Raw genomic sequence first — 20,045 nt, 5'->3', positions numbered from 1 at the left:
TATGTGCTAGATGGTCCTTACTATCGGAAGTTACCATAAAAAATGCCAGCTTATTTGCTGGCATTTTTGTATTCAAAAACTGAATGAGTTACTGATATAAAGATTTGTCCGTTGGGTCGGGACGGGTCTTAAAGCGGCGATGTAACCACATATATTGGGCGCGGTTTTTATCTATGATGGATTCGATAATCTTGTTACCGCGAATCGCGTCGGCTAATTCATCTTCGCCGGGGAAATTATCCAGCGGTGGCATCACTTCAATTCGATAGCCTTTATCATCAGTAGTACGTTCCACAAAAAAAGGCAGGACTTTAGCTTTGCCGAGTTTAGCTAACGTGGTGGCACCGGTAATCGTTGCCGCATCTGGCATGGCATAAAATGGGATAAATACCGCGCTTGATCGGCCAAAGTCTTGATCGGCCGTGTACCAAATCACATCGGGATTGCGTAGGCAGCGTATCATTTGGCGCAAGTCGCGTTTAGAAACAAGACCTTTATTCGAGCGTAAACGGCCTTTGACCTGCAGGTATTCCATCACAGGATTATTGTGTGGGCGATAAACCCCCACGCCGGGTTGGAATTGGCCGAAGATACGTGCGCCCATTTCCAGCGGTAAACAATGCACGGCAAAGAGGATAACTCCGTGGCCAGCATCGAGGGTGTCTTGCACGTGTTCTTCGCCTTTGATACTCATGTGCTGCTGCACTTTTTCATCGGGCCACCACCATGCATTGATGGTATCGAAAATGGCTTTGCCCGTTTCTTCAAAGTTACGCGTGAGTAAATCTTCTCGCTGTGCTTCCGTCATTTCAGGGAAACAGAGGGTCAAGTTACGGCGCGCTGTGTGGGTGCGGCCAGCTGCGAATTTCATCACTAAGCGACCCAATCCCTTACCCAGCGTCATCTGCCAAGGAAGCGGTAGAAGCTGAGTTAAACGCATCAAAAATACGCCAAACCACATGGGCCAATGCTTAGGATGATATAAAGAAGATGAAAACTCGGCTTTCTCGACCACAAAAATACTCACTACTTTTGAAAATTACTGCTCATTCTAACTCAATTTTTGCTGAAAATTAGGTACAATCACGGTTTAATTTCTGCATAAAGATAAGAGCACTATGAAGGTTTCTCTGCCAGCATTTGAAAAAGCCAGAGTGTTAGTCGTCGGCGATGTGATGTTAGACCGCTATTGGGTTGGCCCTACGGGACGTATCTCCCCTGAAGCCCCCGTACCTGTGGTGAAGATTAATCAAGTCGAAGACAGACCCGGCGGCGCGGCCAACGTGGCGCTCAATATCGCGACCTTAGGGGGGCAAGTCCAACTTGCCGGGCTTGTCGGTCAAGATGATACTGCCCATGCCCTAACGCTCGGTGTGCAAACTTTAGGGGTTGAACCCCAATGGTTAAGTATTGCTGATAAACCAACCATCACTAAGTTGCGGGTGTTATCACGAAATCAGCAGCTTATCCGCCTCGATTTCGAAGAAGCCTTCGACAAGGCCGATAGCGTGCGTTTATTGAAACAATCCGAGGCCTTACTCGATTCTGTCGATGTCGTGGTGCTATCTGACTATGCAAAGGGCGCTATCGATCAGCCGCGAGATTTTATTGCATTAGCGCGTTCGAAAGGTGTGATGGTATTAGTCGATCCTAAGGGCAGTGACTTTGGTCGTTATCATGGTGCGTCACTCATTACCCCAAATATGAGCGAGTTTGAAGCTGTTGTTGGCACTGTGACCTCTGAAGCCGACCTGCTGGAAAAAGCCCGTGGTTTACTCAAGCAACATCATTTTGATGCCATTTTAGTCACCCGCTCTGAAAAGGGTATGACCTTAGTGACCGCTAATGCGCCTGAGTTGCACATTCCTACCGTTGCCCGTGAAGTCTATGATGTGACGGGGGCTGGCGATACTGTGATTTCGGCCTTAGCAACCTCATTAGCCGCGGGCGCCGATTTACCGCAAGCTTGTGCGATTGCGAACACCGCCGCAGGCGTTGTGGTCGGTAAACTTGGCACTTCTACCGTGAGCCGCATTGAGCTTATTGAAGCTTTAGCTTTGCACCATGGAGAATCGGGTTTTGGGGTGGTGAGTGAAGATCAACTGGCCTACGCCTTAGAGCAAGCCAAACTACGCGGTGAACGTGTGGTGATGACTAATGGTTGCTTTGATATTTTACATGCGGGCCACGTGAGCTATCTTAAACAGGCGAAAGCTTTGGGCGATCGTTTGATCGTCGCGGTAAACGATGATGCCTCGGTTAAACGCCTCAAGGGTGAAGGCCGTCCAGTTAATCAGGTTGATCGTCGTATGGCTGTGCTCGCTGGCTTAGCTTCTGTCGATTGGGTTGTGCCTTTTAGTGAAGATACGCCGCAGCGCATCATTACTCGATTGCTGCCAAATCTGCTGGTCAAAGGTGGTGATTATAAGCTTGAGGATATTGCTGGTGGCGCTGAAGTGATTGCCGCCGGTGGCCAAGTGCAAGTGCTGGGCTTTGAGGATGGTATTTCAACCACGGCGATTATACAAAATATCATGGCGAATCAGTGAGCTTAGTCGCTCTGGCATTCGTATCTAGCCTGACTTGGACGCCCATTGCCGATAAGCAGGCTTTGATTTGCCCTTTACCTGAGCTTGATACTTGCTTGGCATTATTGCCAGAGCAAGTGTTGGTGCAGCTTCCTGCAACACTCGAACAATTTAGGCTTGATTTAGGCCGCAGAAGTGCCATGGTCATGCCCGTCGATGACAATAAAATTGCGGGCCTAGTCTTAGTGAATGAGCAGCGGACACCGCAAGTACAGTTAGCCAGTGTCGATATGGTGACCTACCAATTACCTTTGCTTGAACAGCCACAATTAACCCTATGGCATGAGCTCGGTCATTTGGAGAACCTTGCTCTGCAAGGCTCTGTGTTACCTACTCACTTGAGTGCATATCAACATGAATGGCTAGCTGACATTTATTTGGTTTGGCGTATCGCACGGGAGAAAAATGATTTTGCCTTGGCGTGGCAGCAATACCACAGACGCAACCTTGATGCATTAACAAGCCCGCAATATTTGTCGCATTGGAGTTCGCCAATGTTGATACAAGTGTTACATCGATACGATGTTGCTCAAGTGGCTAAATTTGCCGAGTATCGGGACTTTTTAACGAATTTTTACCCTAAAGCCGAGCAATTAGAGCCGAGATTATTAGGTGAGTATTCGAGCTTAATGCAACGCACTTTTGGCGCGAGTGTATTGCAACCCCTTCCTGAATATCTATTTTGGCGAAAAGCTGATCTTGGACACTATCTCCAACCGACGTTCGTTTTACTCATGGGCGAAGAAAAAGCACATAACTGGTTGGTACAAAATTCAATGTTATGAATGTGTTAATTAAATCAGTGGTGAAGCCTGTTTTAAACTGAACCCTAGCTGAACAAAAGTGAAATACGCTGGTTACGGCCCAGTGAACAGCAGTAATCCCTGAGCGGCTTTGGTAAGCTTTCCCCCTAAAAATAAGAGGGGAGACATTACTATGGCTAAGCGCTCGCGAGTACAAACTGAGCAAACCATAAATCAAATTATGGATGAAGCGTTAAGACAAATTTTGACTATCGGCTTTGAGACTATGTCTTATACTACGTTATCTGAAGCAACGGGTATTAGTCGCACAGGTATTAGTCACCATTTTCCACGCAAAAGCGATTTTCTTGTTCGTTTAGATAGTCGTATCGGCAATCTATTTGTTGCTGCGCTGGATTTTTCTAGCCAAGAGGCATTAGAAACATCCTGGATGCAGGCAATGCAGGAAGAGCATTACCGCGCAGTATTAAGACTGTTCTTTAGTCTTTGTGGTGGTGCGAATAATGAAATTACCCTCTTTAGAGCGGTGAGTACAGCGCGTCAGCAAGCGATTGCTGAGTTAGGCTTAGCGGGCGATCGCACGATCAACCATTTATTAGGCCGTACAGCTGTGATGTTGCTATCCAATTTTGATGTGGCAAAAGCAGCATAATAGACTGACCAATGAATATAAAAATGGAGCCTAATGGCTCCTTTTTTGTGGGTAAAAATCGTGATTTGTACTGAGGTAAGTCATACCCCAATAGTGTAGGATGACCACTCAATAATGATTTAAGTTAGTGATATTGCCTTGTACTCTTGATTTGACAGGATAAAACATATGGACATGACACCCATCTCTAATGAGGCAGATATGCCTAAACGCGCCATTAAGCTTGATAACACTGAGCTTATCAAAACCAGTTTTTGGGTGAGTCAGATTTTTATAATCATTGCGACTGTTGTTGGCGTGTACTTAGCCGCGCAAGAAGGGTTGTCACAGGCAATTAAATTTGATGCCCTGAGCAATATGCAGAATAACTATCATCTGCGTCATGCCCTATATGACGAAGTGAGTGACAATGTTGAAATCTTGAGTCATTACGCTGACACAGTTGAGACTGTGAGTAGTAATAGTTTAGTGAAAATGCATCCGCAGATGGGATTATTTGTCTGGGATAACATGCGCTATTCTGCCAATGCGCTAGAAACACCGAGTGATATTTTGTCTGATATTCGTCGTTTGTATTTAGAGTCTGAGAAGATCATTAGCAATATTGAAACCCGTCACTATAGCGTTTCTTACGGTAAGGATCAGTTGCAAAATGTATTGAGTAAAATCAAAGAAGATACTTTGCCAAAACTCAAAACGAATTATGAAACCCTGTCAAAAGAGCTTAAAGATAACGATATTGCCGTCGACTAACGTATCTTGGCTAATGATGAATCTAGCCAGCTTTTATTCGTCTGCATTTGTCATCAAAACCTTGTTGAGTTAGCTTAATTCCTGTCGATAGGCTTGAGCTAATTTTTGCTGTTGTAGATAGATGCGAATCGCCAAGAAGGTTAATGCAGCAGCAATCACGGCACTGATTGCGTGGTGAAAGACTAAGTGACTTATCAGGAATGTGGGTAAGTCTTCAAAGCTGTCGATAAGGAAAAGCTTAGTGATTAAGCCGATATAGACGAGAAGATGCAGAGCCGCGCCAGTGATAAAGAGTCGTTTAAATTTATCAATCAGTTTTATATCTAACTTGATATTACACCATCGACAAAATAGGTACCCACTCAGGCCGATGGTAATCGATATCCAGCCAAGCCCGAGTAATGAGGTTTTGATTAATACGGCAGATAGGATAAACAGCCCAAGCAACATTTATAATTTCCTTAAACCAGCTTTAGATTTAACTTACTGTTTTAGCTTACATTAAGCGTATCAGCATTTTGGGCAGATAAGCCTCGCATCATATTGGCGCAGAGACTAACTTAATAGACTTAAAAAAATGTGAAAAGAAAGGGAGCCAGTGGCTCCCTTCATTTCTTTAGAATAGTGTTTATCGCCTAAGCGATTTCTACTCTGTTGATATTAAATCAAACTCAAAGTGCCTTTAAAATGGCTTCAACACTGGCCTTAGCATCCCCAAACAGCATTTGGGTATTTTCTTTGAAGAACAGTGGGTTTTGCACGCCGGCATAACCTGTGTTCATCGAACGTTTAAAGCCAATCACGTTTTGCGCTTTCCACACTTCCAGCACTGGCATACCTGCGATTGGACTGCCTGGATCTTCCATTGCCGCGGGGTTAACCGTGTCGTTGGCGCCGATAACGAGCACGACATCTGTGTCTTTAAAGTCTTCGTTGATTTCGTCCATTTCGAGCACGATATCGTAGGGGACTTTCGCTTCAGCGAGCAGTACGTTCATATGGCCTGGTAATCGACCTGCAACTGGATGGATACCAAAACGCACTTTCACGCCGCGATCACGCAGTTTTTGAGTGATTTCCGCAACAGGATATTGCGCCTGCGCCACTGCCATACCGTAACCCGGAGTGATGATGACTGAAGTGGCATTTTTCAGCATATCCGCCACATCTTCGGCGTTGGTTTCACGGTATTCACCCATTTCTTCATCGGCAGTCGAGGCCACACCATCTGTGCCAAAGCCGCCAGCGATAACTGAAATAAACGAGCGATTCATGGCCTTACACATGATGTAAGACAGAATAGCACCCGATGAACCCACTAACGCGCCGACCACAATCAAGAGGTCGTTCGACAACATAAAGCCTGCCGCTGCCGCAGCCCAACCTGAGTAGGAGTTCAGCATAGATACAACCACTGGCATATCCGCGCCGCCAATGGATGCCACTAAATGCCAGCCAAAGGCGAAGGCAATCAAGGTCATCAACAGCAGTGCTGGCATAGTGCCACCTGTCTGAACGAAGTACACCAACAGGGCGAAAGACACTAGCACTGCGACTAGGTTTAGCTTGTGGCGATGTGGCAGCATCAGAGGTTTAGATGAAATCAGTCCGCGTAACTTACAAAAGGCAACGATAGAACCCGTAAAGGTCACCGCACCGATGAAGATCCCGAGGAAGACTTCGACTAAGTGAATGTTAAGCATAGCGCCAGTGAGGTGCTCTTTGCTGGCGGTCTTCACCGCTTCACTTAGTGCATCTTGTACTGCGGCGAGGGTCGTATTGATATCTCCACCGACAGCCACCACGACTTGTGATACTTCCTGTGGGTGTAAGTCGATAAAGCTGTTGAAACCCACTAATACCGCGGCCATACCCACAAAGCTGTGCAATATAGCAACCAGTTCAGGCATTTCAGTCATTTCGACTTTTAGTGCTAAACGGATACCAATCGCGCCGCCAATCACCATAGCGATTAAGATCCACGCAATTCCGTTAGTATCGGGGTTGAAAATGGTAGCCAGTAGGGCAATTGCCATACCTAAGATACCGAATAAATTGCCGTGTTTTGCCGTCTCTTGCTTCGACAGTCCCGCGAGACTGAAGATGAAGAGAATGGCGGCAATAATGTAAGCTGCTGTTACCAGTCCTTGAGACACGTTAAACCCCCTTAATCCTTACGGAACATCTTCAGCATGCGCTGAGTGACGGTGAAGCCACCGAAGATGTTAATACTGGCGATCAGCACGGCGATAAACGCCAGTACAGTGACCAAAGTTGAACCCTGACCGATTTGCAGTAGGGCGCCGACCACGATAATGCCCGAAATCGCGTTAGTGACTGACATTAAAGGTGTATGCAGTGAGTGGGATACGTTCCATACCACGTAATAGCCAACAACGCAGGACAGCAAGAATACTGTGAAATGCGACAGGAACTCTGGTGGTGCTACCGATGCCACGGCAGCAAACCCTGCAACGCCTAAGGCGGCGAGCACGTATTTGAGCTTAGATGGTGCCTTCGGAGTGGTATTTTTCGGCTCGATTTTCGCCGCTGGTTTTGCTGGCGCCGCAGAAACAGAAATCGGTGGTGGCGGGAAGGTCACTTCACCTTCTTTAATCACTGTCATATTGCGCATGACTACATCATCAAAGTTGATGCTGGCTGTGCCGTCCTTTTCTTTACACATTAACTTCATCAGGTTGACTAAGTTAGTGCCGTAAAGCTGTGAGGATTGCGCCGGTAGACGACCGGGAAGGTCGGTATAACCAATCACTTTTACGCCGTTAGGAGTAACAAACAGCTCACCCGATTGCGTGTATTCGCAGTTACCACCCGTCGCAGCGGCTAAATCGACGATCACTGAGCCGCTCTTCATGCTATCGACCATGGCTTTGGTGATGAGCTTAGGCGCTGGACGACCAGGGATTAGCGCTGTGGTGATGATGATATCGACTTCTTTGGCTTGTTCGGCAAACAGCGCCATTTCGGCGGCAATAAATTCATCCGACATGGTTTTAGCATAACCGTCCGATGAACCACCTTCCTCGTTACCAAAATCCAGTTTAAGGAATTGGCCGCCCATAGATTCGATTTGCTCGGCCACTTCTAAGCGGGTATCGAAGGCGCGCACTATGGCGCCAAGCGATCCAGCTGTACCAATGGCGGCAAGGCCAGCTACACCAGCACCAATGACTAACACTTTGGCGGGCGGTACTTTACCAGCAGCGGTAATTTGGCCAGTAAAGAAACGGCCAAATTGATGTGCGGCTTCAACAACGGCGCGATATCCACCAATGTTTGCCATAGAGGAGAGGGCATCAAGTGACTGGGCGCGGGAGATGCGTGGCACCATGTCCATTGCCATCACGTTGATCTTACGTTTAGATAACTTCGCAACCAGCTCAGGGTTTTGTGCGGGCCAAATAAAGCTGACGATAGTCGCCCCGTCTTTGATTTGTTCAATTTCGGCGTCGCTTGGCGCATTGACCTTAAAGATCAGATCGGCTTGCCAAACGTTTGTTGTCACCTTCGCGCCCGCAGCTTCAAAGGCTGCATCATCGAAACTTGACAGTTGACCCGCATTGGCCTCAATAACAACTTCAAAGCCGAGTTTTTTAAGCTGCTCAACGGTGGCTGGGGTCGCGGCGACCCTAGTTTCACCGGCGAGACTTTCTCTCGGTATTCCAATCTGCATGACTACTCCCTGATGGTTTATATAATCGTTCCGCCTGCTGTTCTTCCTTCATCGTACTCAACTGCAAAATCTGTCGTCACCAGCGTTTATTCGGCGGGTGATTCGAGTCAGTTAGGGCATTCAATCTAGGATGGACACTTTTTGTTTTTAAAACAAACTATTCTGTGGGCAACAGAAATTATTGTTCGACAGGCTCATGACCATTGTGGCAATACTTTAGCTTGGCACAAGTGCATATTTCTCAAGCAGGCCGTTTCTGCACTGGTCGGATCAAAAACTTTTAACCAGTGCACACTTTTGTAGCTTAAATTTTGCACTTTGTATATTCCAAAATGGAATTAAAAATCCTATTTTATTCTTTTTTGCTTTTCTTAAACCGCGATAAGCTTGTGGACATTACACTGTCATAGGGCCGTCTCATGTTGTTAAAAGAACTTTCATCGCTGGCTTCGCCATTGTCTCAAGGACAAGTCGAGAAGCTAAAACAACTCACTTCTGAGTTAAGTGCTGTGCAATTGGCCTGGGTGAGTGGCTATCTTGCTGCTACAGCTAATGCGGGCCAATTAGCGCCCGTCGCGCAGGCGCAAACGGCTCAAACTGTGACTATCCTCTATGGCAGCCAAACGGGTAATGGCCGTGGTGTCGCCAAAGCGCTCGCCGATAAGGCGCAAGCGCAAGGTTATGCGGTCAATCTGGCTTCAATGGGCGAATACAATGTTCGCCAATTAAAGCAAGAAGCTGTGCTTTTATTGGTGGTCAGCACCCATGGTGAAGGTGAAGCGCCAGATGATGCGATTGAATTACACAAGTTTTTAGCATCGAAACGTGCCCCTAAGTTAGACAATCTACATTACTCTGTGCTTGCGCTGGGGGATTCTAGCTATGAATTTTTCTGCCAAACCGGTAAAGACTTCGATGCCCGCCTAGCGGCACTCGGTGCTAAATCACTGTTACCTTTAATTGAATGTGATGTGGATTATGAAGCTGCCGCTGGCCAGTGGCACGCCGATGTATTAGAGGCCGTTAAGCCGCTGATCGAAACCTCGTCCGCCAGTGTGGTATCCATCGGCACCGCTAAAGCGATTGGCAAAAGTGAATTTACTAAGCAAAACCCCTATAGCGCCGAAGTGCTTGTGAGCCAGAAAATTACCGGCCGTGGATCAGACCGAGACGTGCGCCATGTTGAAATCGACCTTGGCGACTCAGGCTTAACCTATCAAGCGGGTGATGCCCTTGGTGTGTGGTTTAGTAATAACGAAGTCTTAGTCGATGAAGTCTTAGCGGGTTTGTCATTAGCCGCCGATGAGTTAGTGACCCTTGGTACTGAATCCTTGTCCCTTAAGCAAGCTTTGGTTGATAAGAAAGAACTGACTCAGTTATACCCTGGATTAGTCAAAGCATGGGCCGAATTGAGCGGCAGCGCAGAACTGCTGGCATTGAGCGAAGATAAAGAACAAGTGCGCCACTTTATCCTTAAGCATCAATTTGCCGATTTAGTCACTCAGTATCCGTTATCAAATAACTCAGTAACCTTAAATGCAGCAACACTGCTTGAGCTACTGCGTCCATTAACGCCAAGACTTTACTCTATCGCCTCAAGTCAAAGCGAAGTCGAAACAGAAGTCCACTTAACTGTGGCCTTAGTGGAAGATGATCGCCACGGCTCAGCACGTTTTGGCGGCGCCTCACACTTCTTAGCGTCTGCGCAGGAAGGCACGCAAGTTAAGGTTTATGTTGAGTCGAACAAGCATTTCCGTTTACCCGAAAATCCAGAAACACCGGTGATCATGGTGGGCCCTGGTACCGGTGTTGCGCCGTTCCGTGCCTTTATGCAGGAGCGCGTAGCCCAAGGTATTCAAGGCGATAGCTGGTTATTCTTCGGCAATCCACACTTTGAGCAGGATTTCTTGTATCAAACAGAGTGGCAACAGTATTTGAAAAATGGCGATCTCAGCCGTATCGATGTAGCGTTCTCCCGCGAGCAAGCCCATAAGATTTATGTGCAGCACCGCATTAAAGAACAAGGCCAAGCCCTGTGGCAATGGTTGCAAAATGGCGCGCATCTTTATATTTGTGGTGATGCTGAACGTATGGCGAAAGATGTTCACCAAGCCTTGATTGAGGTGGCAGTCGAAGTCGGTGGTTTGAATACCGAAGCTGCCGAAGCCTATTTTGAAACCCTGCGCAGCGATAAACGTTACCAAAAAGACGTGTATTAATCTCAACCGTTGCGCAGATAAGAAACGCATAAGAATAGCCAACGCTGCACACGTGATGACCTGTGCAGCCAGCGAACCCAATTTTAAGAGGCAGTTGCCATGAGTGAGCAAAAGTTAGCGTTAAACGAATACCTAAAGACTGACAGCGATTACCTGCGCGGGACTATCAAAGAAGGTTTAGATTCTTCTGTGACTGGCAGTTTCAGTGACGGCGATCAGCAGTTGATCAAATTCCACGGCTTCTATCAGCAGGATGACCGCGATTTACGTAATGAACGTAAAGAGCAAAAACTCGAACCTTTATATAGTTTTATGTTGCGTGCCCGTGTACCCGGCGGTATTTGTTCTCCGCAGCAATGGTTAGGCGTAGATAAAATTGCCTCGACTTTAACTAGCTCGAACAGCATTCGTTTGACGACCCGCCAAACCTTCCAATACCACGGTATTCCTAAGCGTAACTTGAAGACCATTATTCAAGACTTAGATCGCGAAGCGCTGGATTCGATTGCTGCCTGTGGTGACGTTAACCGTAACGTGATGTGTAACCCCAATCCGGTGGAATCGAAACTGCACGAGCAAGCCTATGCAGTGGCGAAACAACTGTCTGATCATTTATTACCCCACACTCGCGCCTACGCCGAAATCTGGTTAGATGAAGAAAAGTTACTTTCTACCGAAGATGAAACCGTCGAACCTGTGTATGGCAAAACTTATCTGCCACGTAAGTTCAAAATGGCGGTTGCAGTTCCTCCCGATAACGATGTTGACGTTTACACTAACGATTTAGGCTTTATTGCTGTTGCCGAAAATGGCGAGCTAGTTGGCTTTAACTTAACGGCGGGTGGCGGCATGGGCTCGACCCATGGCGAAGTAGAAACCTTTCCACGCCTGGCTGACGACTTTGGTTTTATCAAAACTGAAGACGTGATGAAGTTTGCTGAAGCTGTCATGACAGTGCAACGCGACTGGGGCAATCGCTCTAATCGTAAGCGTTCGCGCCTTAAGTACACTATCGTCGACCACGGCTATGAAAAGTTCAAAGCCGAAGTTGAACTGCGTGCAGGAGTAAAATTTGAACCTAAGCGTGATGTAGTGATTGGCGATCGCGGCGATCGTTATGGTTGGGTCGAAGGCGTTGACGGTAAGTGGCATTTAACCTTATTTATCGAAAGCGGTCGTATTAAGGATTTACCGGGCCAAACCCTGCAAACGGGGTTGCGTGAAATTGCTAAGATCCACAAGGGCGATTTCCGCATGACCTCGAATCAAAACATGATCATCGCAGGTGTAGCGGCAGAAGATAAAGCCACGATTGAAGGTTTAGCCCGTAAACATGGTCTGCTGGGCCAAGTGTTGACGCAAACCCGCGGTCACTCGATTGCCTGTGTGGCGTTGCCGACATGTCCATTAGCGATGGCGGAAGCCGAGCGTTATTTCCCTGAGTTTATCGATCATATCGATGCGCTACAGGCAAAACACGGCATTAGCGAGCAAGCGATTGTCGTGCGTATGACGGGTTGTCCTAACGGTTGTGCTCGCCCATTTGCCGCTGAAATTGGCCTTGTGGGTAAAGCGCCGGGCCGTTATAACTTGTACTTAGGTGCAAGTTTTGAAGGGACTCGTTTGAACAAAATGCACAGAGAAAATATCCAAGAGGCGGACATTCTCGCCGAATTGGATACCCTGTTTGGCCGCTACGCCGTAGAGCGTGATGCAGGCGAAACCTTTGGTAACTTCACCGTCCGCGTGGGTGTAGTGAAGGCGGTGATCGATGCCGCTAAGGATTTTCATGGCTGATATTGAGCAAAAAACCAGTGATAAAGTGCCGACTGTGGTCAGCGCTGCCGAACTCAAGGCATTATTGAGTGCGCCTAAGGCAGAGCAAGCGATAGAGCTTGAACGTATTAATCAGTTCTTAGGTGGATTAAGCGCACAAGAGCGAGTTCTATGGGGCTTAACTTATTTGCCCGGTAATCATGCGCTGTCCTCAAGCTTTGGGATCCAAGCCGCTGTAATGCTACATATGATGAGTCAGGCACAGGCGAATATTCCGGTTATTCTCACGGATACGGGTTATTTATTCTCTGAGACTTATCAGTTTATCGACGAGCTGACAGAGCGTTTATCACTGAATTTAAAAGTGTACCAAGCAGTGATGACATCGGCATGGCAAGAGGCGCGCTTTGGCCAGTTGTGGGAGCAAGGGGTCAACGGACTAGAGCAATACAACCGGTTAAACAAAGTTGAGCCGATGCAACGCGCTTTAGCCGAGCTTGAGGTAGGCACTTGGTTTGCAGGGCTGAGACGCAGCCAAGCCAGTACCCGTGAGGCGTTGCCGATACTGGCGATTCATGGCACGCGCTTTAAGTTACTGCCGATTATTGAGTGGTCGAATAAAGATGTGCACCTCTATCTGACTCAATTTGACTTGCCGTACCATCCACTTTGGGACCAAGGATATGTTTCTGTGGGAGATACCCATTCGAGTAAACCACTCGAATTAGGCATGACAGAGGAAGAAACTCGCTTTAATGGCCTACAACGTGAGTGTGGTTTGCACTACGATATCTAGTCATTTTATTGATTTTAAATATTAAACGCCTCAACTTAGTTTGGGGCGTTTTTTTATCATTTTAAGATAAGTGGGATTGAATTTAATACTCTGGACTGTCGAGGAAGCTAAGTGATGTCATTTAAGCGTCATTTAACTAAGATAGATTGATATTCATAGAGTTAGTTTGCATTCATTTTTAAATGCTAAAAATGTTGTACATTTTTACTCACAGAGTTATGCACATTGGTTAAGCCTGCGCTATATTTTGAAGTTCCCGTAGATGGTTTTGAAGCGTTTTACTGCGTTAATTGACATGATTCATGTCTTTTATGAGGTTAAGTTGTTGTATATCGGTATTTATGGGCTGGGTTTGCTGTGTATCGATATGGCTTAATTGGATGCAGTGAAAGCGTTGAAAACCTGACTCGCACCTGCGAGTATCAAGCAGTTTGATTGACTTGCTAGCTCTCGTTAATCAGCCATCATTACCTCGGTCAGCTGTCGTCAAAGCTGCCGAGGTCCCCAGTCAATCTCCAATAGTGATTTGTTCTTGTTATGGTTATTTCTCAACCTATCTTTGATTATCGAGTAAGATATCCTTGGTGTTTCCTTTACTCTCGTAGCATGATCAGCTTGCAACTCGCGTAAAGCTTTAGAATATTTTCTGTAAGCCTAGGTTGCCCCAAAGAATCCTTGCAATGGGATGGCTTGACTGGATAGATGAGAAACAAGAAATGAGAGTGTGTGGATGAGATGGTATAAATGACGGCCCCTTTATATGCGATGCGAGATCATGTCAGGCGTCCAAGTGTTAATAAGTCGAGTGACCCAGCACCTCAGAGACGAAAGCGTGGTTTTCGTCGTTTATTGTCTTGGTTATTTAAGGGATTAGTTTGGGTATTTATTTGCTCAATTTTATTAGTGATCCTACTACGATTCGTCGATCCTCCAATGTGGACTTGGCGTATCGAGCGTGCCTTATTTCCACCAGCACCTATCGGTGAGATCAGGCATCAATGGCGCGATTTAGCGCAAATTTCTCCCGAATTACAATTGGCTGTGATTGCTGCGGAAGATCAACGTTTTGTTGAGCATACTGGATTCGATTTAGCCGCGATAAGTTCGGCACTGAAATACAATCAAAAAGGCACCAAAGTCCGCGGGGCAAGTACCTTAAGTCAGCAGGCGGCGAAAAACCTTTTTATGTGGTCGAGTCGCAGTTTCTTTCGTAAGGGATTGGAAGCTTGGTTTACGTTATTGATGGAGTTGACTTGGGATAAGTCGCGTATTCTTGAAGTGTATTTAAATATTGTAGAATTTGGCCCAGGTATTTACGGCGCCGAAGCGGCATCAAAGCATTATTTTGGAAAGTCAGCGGCAAAACTTACCCAATACGAGGCTTCATTACTCGCAGCCATTTTACCCAATCCTTGGCGCTATAAGGTGTCTCCACCGTCATCCTATGTGCAGCAGCGCTCAGCTTGGATCCGTAAGCAAATGCGCCAGCTAGGTGATGTCACGCTTAAAAAAGTCCACGAAGCACGATGACGCTCTGGTGAGTTAGTTTGAGTGAGATGAGCTTAATTTGTCATTGAGTTCTTTGCTTAATCGTCGATGACTTTGAGATGTTTTATTACCGAATTGAAATAAGATTGGAGTTATGTTTAATAAACGTTAATTCTAATGCGTTTTTAATGCTGCGAACTCCTATCCTGTTCGCTTCTGTGTCGGTTTAATGTTAAATTATCGGGAAAATTTTATACCTTAGTTTCGCTTAGCCTAAGCATTTTAAACTGGGTTTGTATTGCGTAGGGCTGAGTCGTTGCGTTTTCTGATTTTGCATTATCTGCATAAGGGATATGTAAGAGCGGATAAATATTTAAATACCTAAGGTGAGTTCTTTAGGTATTGTTTTCATAAAATTGAATGTCATTAAATGGAGTTTCTTAAATGAAAAAGATTGTGATTGCCGCGGCAATTATTGCAGCAGGTGCTGGTGGTTATTGGTATATGCAGAATGGCGCGGGTTCTAGTGCCTCTGCTAATCCTTTGCTCGACTATGTGCCTGCCGATACGCCGATATTTTCGGGCCAGTTAAAACCCTTCCCGTTAAAAGCGTATTTACAGTCTATTTCTGGAAATTATCAGCAATATCCAAGTAATACGCTTGATGAACTCGGTGTGCAGGATAGCCCTATGGGCAAGTTCTTCGTTAGCATTTATCAGCAGTATATGGATGGGATGAAAGATCCTGCCTTACTGTTAAAAACCTTCGGTTTCCCCGATGAAGTTAAACCTTATATTTATACTTTAGGTGCTTTGCCAGTATTAAAGATTGATGTTAATCAGGCCGAAGCATTTTGGGCTGTATTAGATAAAGCCGAAAAAGACAGTGGTGTAACCCACGAAATGCGTAAAGTGGGCGATGTTGATTATCGCGCTTATGCACTATCGGATGAAAGCTCAGCAGAGAAAGCAGAACTGCTATTTGCCCAGAAAGATGGCATATTAACGATGACTTTCAGCACCTCTATTACCGAGCCTGAGTTATTAGAAATGGCATTTGGTATTAAGAAGGCGCCGCAGTCATTAGCCGCTTCTGGCATATTAGAAGATATTATTAAGACCCATGGTTTTAAAGATGACAGCATTAGCTTTATTAACCATGTGGAAATTGTAAAGGCATTGACCTCTGCAGATAGCAATATGCTAGCTAAGCAACTGACTCAATTTTTTGCTGATGAAAGTGAGGGTGAAGATCCATTAGCTCAAATCAGAACACCAGAATGTCGTACCGAACTGACTGCGATTGCCGCTAACTGGCCGCGTACCGTTGCTGGTTTAACGGCGTTTTCTGTGACTGAAAAAGAAAGCCATATGGCGGCTTCATTTGTTGTCGAAACGAAGAATCAACCTATTCTTGCGGCAATGCAAAAGATGCGTGGTTTTATTCCATCGCATCTGGCGGATATCGACAGCACTATCTTCTCCATGGGAATAGGCTTAGATATCAATGAAATTACCCCTTCATTAACGGCTATTTGGGATGATCTGCAAAAGCCGCAACTGACCTGTGCACCATTGGCAGAGTTGCAGGCTGAGTTGAGCCAACAGAGCCCAGCTATGCTAGGCATGTTCACTGGTATGGCTAACGGTGTGAAAGGCATGAGCGTTTCATTGCTCGATTTTAAAATGAGCACACAAGATCAAGAGCCTAAGTTAGAAAGCTTAGATGCTTTAGTCAGCCTCAGCGCCGAAAACCCATCCATGTTGTTCAATATGGTCAAACCTTTCGCCCCTATGCTGGCTGAAGTGCAATTAGCCGATAACGGCGATGCTACTGATTTATCTCAAATATTGATGTTGCCTCCAGAGTTAGGTGTTAAGCCAATGCTGGCGATTAAAGGCCAACATTTAGTGGTGTATAGCGGTGATAAAGGCTTGGCTTTAGCCAACAAATTAGCAGGCGAGAAACTGTCAGCGAATGGCATGTACAGCTTGTCTGCTGATTACGGCAAGATGTTTACGCCAGTGCTTACACTGTTAGAAATGAGCGGTGAGCCGATCCCTGAAGAAATGCAAATGCTTAAAGATTACAACATGCGAGTTCAAATGAGCTTCGATGTGAATAAGCAAGGCTTGGTCATAGGTTCAGTCGCCAATTCTAAAGCGACTGAAAAGAAGTAATGCGTTAGTAAACTCATATTTGTTTGAAATGAGCCAGCAGATTGCTGGCTCTTTTTTTTGGCTTAATTTAGCTTAGCTTGAGCCAACTTAGTGTGCTGTGCAGGCAGAACAAGTTGCGCTTTGGGCTTGGCGGAGCGCATTAAACTAACGAGCCCTTGCCATTGAATATCACTGTTCTGAGGGAGCAAAATATCCGGTTCAGTCCCGGTACCGGACAGGAGTCTCCCCTGTGCATCATAGGTTAACGAACTGCTGAATCTTATGTTTAATCCACTGTTTGGCAGTTTGAAATGATACTGACGTGCAAAGTCGCCTGAGGTTTTTTCACCAATCAAATTTGCCCTAGACCAAGATTTAGTACGATAGGCAATCCACTCGCATTCTTGGCGACAATGGGGACTCACGAGTAGTGCTAAGCGATTTCGCCCTTCAGGAGCCACCGCAGGCTTAGTGCGAACATACCAAGGGCTGAATTTCTCTTTATCGACAGAGGGTAAGTTACGGGTGAGAGATTTGAGCCTAGGAGGACTGTACTCTAACGCATCCAGAGGCATAAAATTGAGCGGCTGTAGATAGTCATTTCTCAGCTCTGGTGAGCGGCGATAGTGCGCAAATCCCATCACGTTAGGTGTTAAAGTGTTATTTAAATCCGCATCTTGATATCGCGACAGCATAGTCAATAATTTCGGACTAAAGCCACTGGCATCACGTAAATCAATGATTAGTAAGGGATGTGTCATGCCTTTGAGCAGTTCTTGCTGTTGTTCTTTATCTAATTCAAAGGCGTAGAGATCGCTGATCTTAAGTTTGACCGTCGTATTGTTGACCGTCTCTAATTGATTTGGCATGTCTTGAAATTCGGTGCGCTCAAATTGAGATAATTGGTTAATAAATTCGAGCACATTAATATCTTGAGTCTCGTCTTTTTCACTGATAGTTGCTAATTGAACTTGCGGTTTATGGCTTGGCAGGGCGAGAGTCACCTGCTGGCTTTGCAGGTCATCATTAATTAGCGTAATGACCACATAGGGCTTTATGCTGAGTCCTAAGTCTTCGCGCAGTAGGTTAAGTTTTTTCAGCCAAGGTAACTGCATTTCTTGACTCTGTTTTGCCGGCTCAGGTAAGTAGGCTTGGCTGGTCGCTACCCATTTGCTCATAGGTAAACCATCGATATGAGTGATAAAGGGGAAGTCGTTGTTGACTGGATTATTATCGTTATCCAAGGCTAACCATTGGTCGTTGACTGGCCTTAGCGTTAACGGGAGATCGCCGCTTTGATCATCGAAGTTATGCACTTGAGCGCCTGGATCTTTGAGGGTATTGAGTAATTTAGTGACTTCAGCAGCAAAGCGATCATTGGGAGTAATATCTTGATACTGTTCAACAATAAGGCTAGCCATAAATTTAAGCTGTGGGTTGGCTTTGTCGGCCGTTAAGGCATAAAACGCTGAGTGTTGCTCGATTTGATCCAATAAGGCATAGAGATCTTGGCGTACCTCTTGTGCATTCAGCACTGGTGCAGCGCTATCTTTTGGCACAGCGAAAAACGCGAGCTTAAGTAAGCTCGCGAAAATAATGACACTGAGTAGCATGACTATGCTGCGGTAGCTAAAACTCATATTCCTCCATGATGTTAAGGCGCTGCTTCAGGGCACAAAAAGGTGTGCGACTATCGGCTTAAATGCCATTCGGATCAATGTAAATCGTCCCGCTGAGCCATAAACTCAGGTCCATCTGAGCAATTTAGCAGCAGGTTTGGTAGATTAGCAGCAAATTATGGTCGATTTTTGTACTTAGTCACTTTATATACCCAAACAATCTTAAACAGCGGGACCAAGTGGGTATATCTTTCTTATAGAATATCGTTGAGTGAAATTCCGATACCAATACGTTGATTGTGATAGTTGTAATCGATTAGGCTTTCGCCATAACCATTAAAGTATTGAGTATAAAAGCGTAAGTTGCCGACGATAGGATGACTCCAAGTCAGTTCTGCTGAGCCTCTGTCGATATCTTCTAGATTGGTTTTAACGGTTAAAGTGAATCTATGTTCATCGATACCATAAACGCCAATAAACTCTGCTTTACCTATATAGTCATCAATATTAGGGTTATCGTCGCCGCTGGCTTTATATGGATCTGTTTTTTCATCTTCAGGAATACGCCACCACACTTTGGTGGAGAAGGCGAGTGGGCCTGCATCAAAAATCATAGTGGCATAGAGGCGATTCCAACTGCGGGAAAGTGGCCCTGCTTTACCATTCGATTGATGTACGGCACCAAATCCCCAAAAGGAATTGGTCACACTGCCAATTTTCCAATCGTTATTAAACAGCATAAAGACTTCAGGCTCGTGATTGGTTTCCCTAAAAGGCGATGAAGTGTCTTTGTTATAAACCTGCCAATAGGATTGATTGGTGTAAGCAAAAAATAAATGGCCATTATCACCAAACACATTGTACCAAATAGGAAATTTAAAACTGATTTGGAACTTAGCCTCAAACTCATCTAATGAATAGGGGTTGAGTATTGCATCTTCGGTGAAAGGTGCCATGTTGGGATCTGGGCTGTAGGTGACTGGTAAAAGGTAATTCACTTTATGTGGCGTAATCACAAAAGGTAGATCCGCCGTGGCAAGTTCATCTTTTACTCTTCCTTTGACTAATGATTCTTCGGCATTTATGTCCGTACAGGCTAATAGCCCTGCCAATGCAATACCTGAGTAAAGTGGTTTCATCTGCCCTCCTTGATGTGTTTATTTATTTGTCAGTCGTACTCAACAAAGATAGTTATTTCCAGCTTAACATTAGAAAGTGAATTTATGGTTATGGAAAAATCCTGTGTCACTTAATGACAAATCTTGTAGTCAGCCATTTTTAGTCCCATAGAGACATGTTTAGGTAGAATTTTTGGCAATAACATAGTGCCAAAATCATGCACTTAGCGGACAGAAATTATTTTGATGCAATTCGCTTAATCTTATTAAGTCATTTTTATTTCAATGGGTTAACTTGGATTTAGGGCATTTTTGATTTTGAAACCTAAGGTTTTCCCCACTTTAAGTGAGTGGTCACTTATTCTTTTATATCTAAATGATATAAAAACCTATCGCTTATACACACCTCCGAGCCCAC

General features: G+C 45.5%; 15 protein-coding genes. 9 read left to right on the top strand and 6 right to left on the bottom strand.

Translation table 11 applies throughout. The features are described 5' to 3' along the window. Positions 1-88: 88 nt before the first annotated feature. Positions 89-1,015: an LpxL/LpxP family Kdo(2)-lipid IV(A) lauroyl/palmitoleoyl acyltransferase gene (locus KFE26_RS11090; protein ID WP_212600424.1), complete on the bottom strand. Its 927-nt coding sequence runs from the start codon at positions 1,013-1,015 to the stop codon at positions 89-91. A 103-nt stretch (positions 1,016-1,118) separates the two neighbouring features. Here KFE26_RS11090 and hldE point away from each other — a divergent pair, with 103 nt between their 5' ends. The 4 genes from hldE (at position 1,119) to KFE26_RS11070 (ending at position 4,757) form a co-directional block, all read left to right on the top strand. Beyond that, positions 1,119-2,549, top strand: coding sequence for a bifunctional D-glycero-beta-D-manno-heptose-7-phosphate kinase/D-glycero-beta-D-manno-heptose 1-phosphate adenylyltransferase HldE (hldE, locus tag KFE26_RS11085; protein WP_028761811.1), 1,431 nt, complete (start codon positions 1,119-1,121; stop codon positions 2,547-2,549). After that, the gene (locus tag KFE26_RS11080) at positions 2,546-3,373 is read left to right on the top strand and encodes a hypothetical protein (RefSeq protein WP_131524278.1); all 828 of its coding nucleotides are present in this window, start codon (positions 2,546-2,548) and stop codon (positions 3,371-3,373) included. The genes hldE and KFE26_RS11080 overlap by 4 nt, the downstream gene beginning before the upstream one ends. Before the next feature lie 151 nt (positions 3,374-3,524). Continuing rightward, positions 3,525-4,004, top strand: a complete 480-nt coding sequence (locus tag KFE26_RS11075) for a TetR family transcriptional regulator (protein ID WP_006082899.1) — start codon at positions 3,525-3,527, stop codon at positions 4,002-4,004. A 168-nt stretch (positions 4,005-4,172) separates the two neighbouring features. Beyond that, the gene (locus KFE26_RS11070) at positions 4,173-4,757 is read left to right on the top strand and encodes a hypothetical protein (protein ID WP_105251573.1); all 585 of its coding nucleotides are present in this window, start codon (positions 4,173-4,175) and stop codon (positions 4,755-4,757) included. A gap of 69 nt (positions 4,758-4,826) precedes the next feature. Here the strand turns inward: KFE26_RS11070 and KFE26_RS11065 are convergent, their stop codons facing one another. The 3 genes from KFE26_RS11065 to KFE26_RS11055 form a co-directional block, all read right to left on the bottom strand. Continuing rightward, on the bottom strand, positions 4,827-5,207 hold the full coding sequence (locus KFE26_RS11065; protein WP_212600423.1) for a hypothetical protein: 381 nt from the start codon (positions 5,205-5,207) through the stop codon (positions 4,827-4,829). A 221-nt stretch (positions 5,208-5,428) separates the two neighbouring features. Continuing rightward, positions 5,429-6,913 carry a Re/Si-specific NAD(P)(+) transhydrogenase subunit beta gene (pntB, locus tag KFE26_RS11060; RefSeq protein WP_105251576.1) on the bottom strand — a complete coding sequence of 495 codons (1,485 nt, stop codon included), beginning with the start codon at positions 6,911-6,913 and terminating at the stop codon, positions 5,429-5,431. Positions 6,914-6,924: 11 nt separating this feature from the next. After that, the gene (locus KFE26_RS11055; protein WP_105251577.1) at positions 6,925-8,451 is read right to left on the bottom strand and encodes a Re/Si-specific NAD(P)(+) transhydrogenase subunit alpha; all 1,527 of its coding nucleotides are present in this window, start codon (positions 8,449-8,451) and stop codon (positions 6,925-6,927) included. Positions 8,452-8,870: 419 nt separating this feature from the next. Between KFE26_RS11055 and KFE26_RS11050 the strand changes: the two genes are divergently transcribed. The 5 genes from KFE26_RS11050 (at position 8,871) to KFE26_RS11030 (ending at position 16,911) form a co-directional block, all read left to right on the top strand. Beyond that, positions 8,871-10,670 carry an assimilatory sulfite reductase (NADPH) flavoprotein subunit gene (locus KFE26_RS11050; RefSeq protein WP_212600422.1) on the top strand — a complete coding sequence of 600 codons (1,800 nt, stop codon included), beginning with the start codon at positions 8,871-8,873 and terminating at the stop codon, positions 10,668-10,670. Positions 10,671-10,769: 99 nt separating this feature from the next. Further along, positions 10,770-12,467 carry an assimilatory sulfite reductase (NADPH) hemoprotein subunit gene (gene cysI / locus KFE26_RS11045; RefSeq protein ID WP_212600421.1) on the top strand — a complete coding sequence of 566 codons (1,698 nt, stop codon included), beginning with the start codon at positions 10,770-10,772 and terminating at the stop codon, positions 12,465-12,467. After that, complete coding sequence (locus tag KFE26_RS11040) at positions 12,460-13,242, top strand: phosphoadenylyl-sulfate reductase (protein WP_105251580.1); 783 nt, start codon at positions 12,460-12,462, stop codon at positions 13,240-13,242. Before cysI ends, KFE26_RS11040 begins: the two co-directional genes overlap by 8 nt. A 744-nt stretch (positions 13,243-13,986) precedes the next feature. Then, positions 13,987-14,772, top strand: coding sequence for a monofunctional biosynthetic peptidoglycan transglycosylase (gene mtgA, locus KFE26_RS11035; RefSeq protein ID WP_212600420.1), 786 nt, complete (start codon positions 13,987-13,989; stop codon positions 14,770-14,772). A 402-nt stretch (positions 14,773-15,174) separates the two neighbouring features. Next, entirely contained in the window at positions 15,175-16,911 is a 1,737-nt protein-coding gene (locus KFE26_RS11030) for a hypothetical protein (RefSeq protein ID WP_212600419.1), read from the top strand. A 62-nt stretch (positions 16,912-16,973) separates the two neighbouring features. On the opposite strand, the gene KFE26_RS11025 is transcribed toward KFE26_RS11030, so the two are convergent. Both KFE26_RS11025 and KFE26_RS11020 read right to left on the bottom strand, forming a co-directional pair. Then, a complete protein-coding gene (locus tag KFE26_RS11025; protein WP_212600418.1) occupies positions 16,974-18,530 on the bottom strand; it encodes a S41 family peptidase in 1,557 nt (518 codons plus the stop codon). 233 nt (positions 18,531-18,763) lie between these two features. Next, on the bottom strand, positions 18,764-19,648 hold the full coding sequence (locus tag KFE26_RS11020; protein ID WP_113939007.1) for a phospholipase A: 885 nt from the start codon (positions 19,646-19,648) through the stop codon (positions 18,764-18,766). Positions 19,649-20,045: the final 397 nt, after the last annotated feature.

The organism is Shewanella sp. M16, from assembly GCF_018224605.1.
Lineage (GTDB): Bacteria > Pseudomonadota > Gammaproteobacteria > Enterobacterales > Shewanellaceae > Shewanella > Shewanella oncorhynchi.
The sequence above is the reverse complement of the archived record's forward strand: the minus strand, read 5'-3'. Positions and strand labels throughout refer to the sequence as shown.

Coding starts and splice junctions, on each gene's coding strand:
- KFE26_RS11040 (WP_105251580.1), top strand. CDS start 12,460: ATGGCTGATATTGAGCAAAAAACCAGTGATAAAGTGCCGACTGTGGTC.
- KFE26_RS11025 (WP_212600418.1), bottom strand. CDS start 18,530: ATGAGTTTTAGCTACCGCAGCATAGTCATGCTACTCAGTGTCATTATT.
- KFE26_RS11030 (WP_212600419.1), top strand. CDS start 15,175: ATGAAAAAGATTGTGATTGCCGCGGCAATTATTGCAGCAGGTGCTGGT.
- KFE26_RS11020 (WP_113939007.1), bottom strand. CDS start 19,648: ATGAAACCACTTTACTCAGGTATTGCATTGGCAGGGCTATTAGCCTGT.
- cysI (WP_212600421.1), top strand. CDS start 10,770: ATGAGTGAGCAAAAGTTAGCGTTAAACGAATACCTAAAGACTGACAGC.
- KFE26_RS11050 (WP_212600422.1), top strand. CDS start 8,871: ATGTTGTTAAAAGAACTTTCATCGCTGGCTTCGCCATTGTCTCAAGGA.
- KFE26_RS11055 (WP_105251577.1), bottom strand. CDS start 8,451: ATGCAGATTGGAATACCGAGAGAAAGTCTCGCCGGTGAAACTAGGGTC.
- hldE (WP_028761811.1), top strand. CDS start 1,119: ATGAAGGTTTCTCTGCCAGCATTTGAAAAAGCCAGAGTGTTAGTCGTC.
- KFE26_RS11065 (WP_212600423.1), bottom strand. CDS start 5,207: ATGTTGCTTGGGCTGTTTATCCTATCTGCCGTATTAATCAAAACCTCA.
- KFE26_RS11075 (WP_006082899.1), top strand. CDS start 3,525: ATGGCTAAGCGCTCGCGAGTACAAACTGAGCAAACCATAAATCAAATT.
- KFE26_RS11070 (WP_105251573.1), top strand. CDS start 4,173: ATGGACATGACACCCATCTCTAATGAGGCAGATATGCCTAAACGCGCC.
- mtgA (WP_212600420.1), top strand. CDS start 13,987: ATGACGGCCCCTTTATATGCGATGCGAGATCATGTCAGGCGTCCAAGT.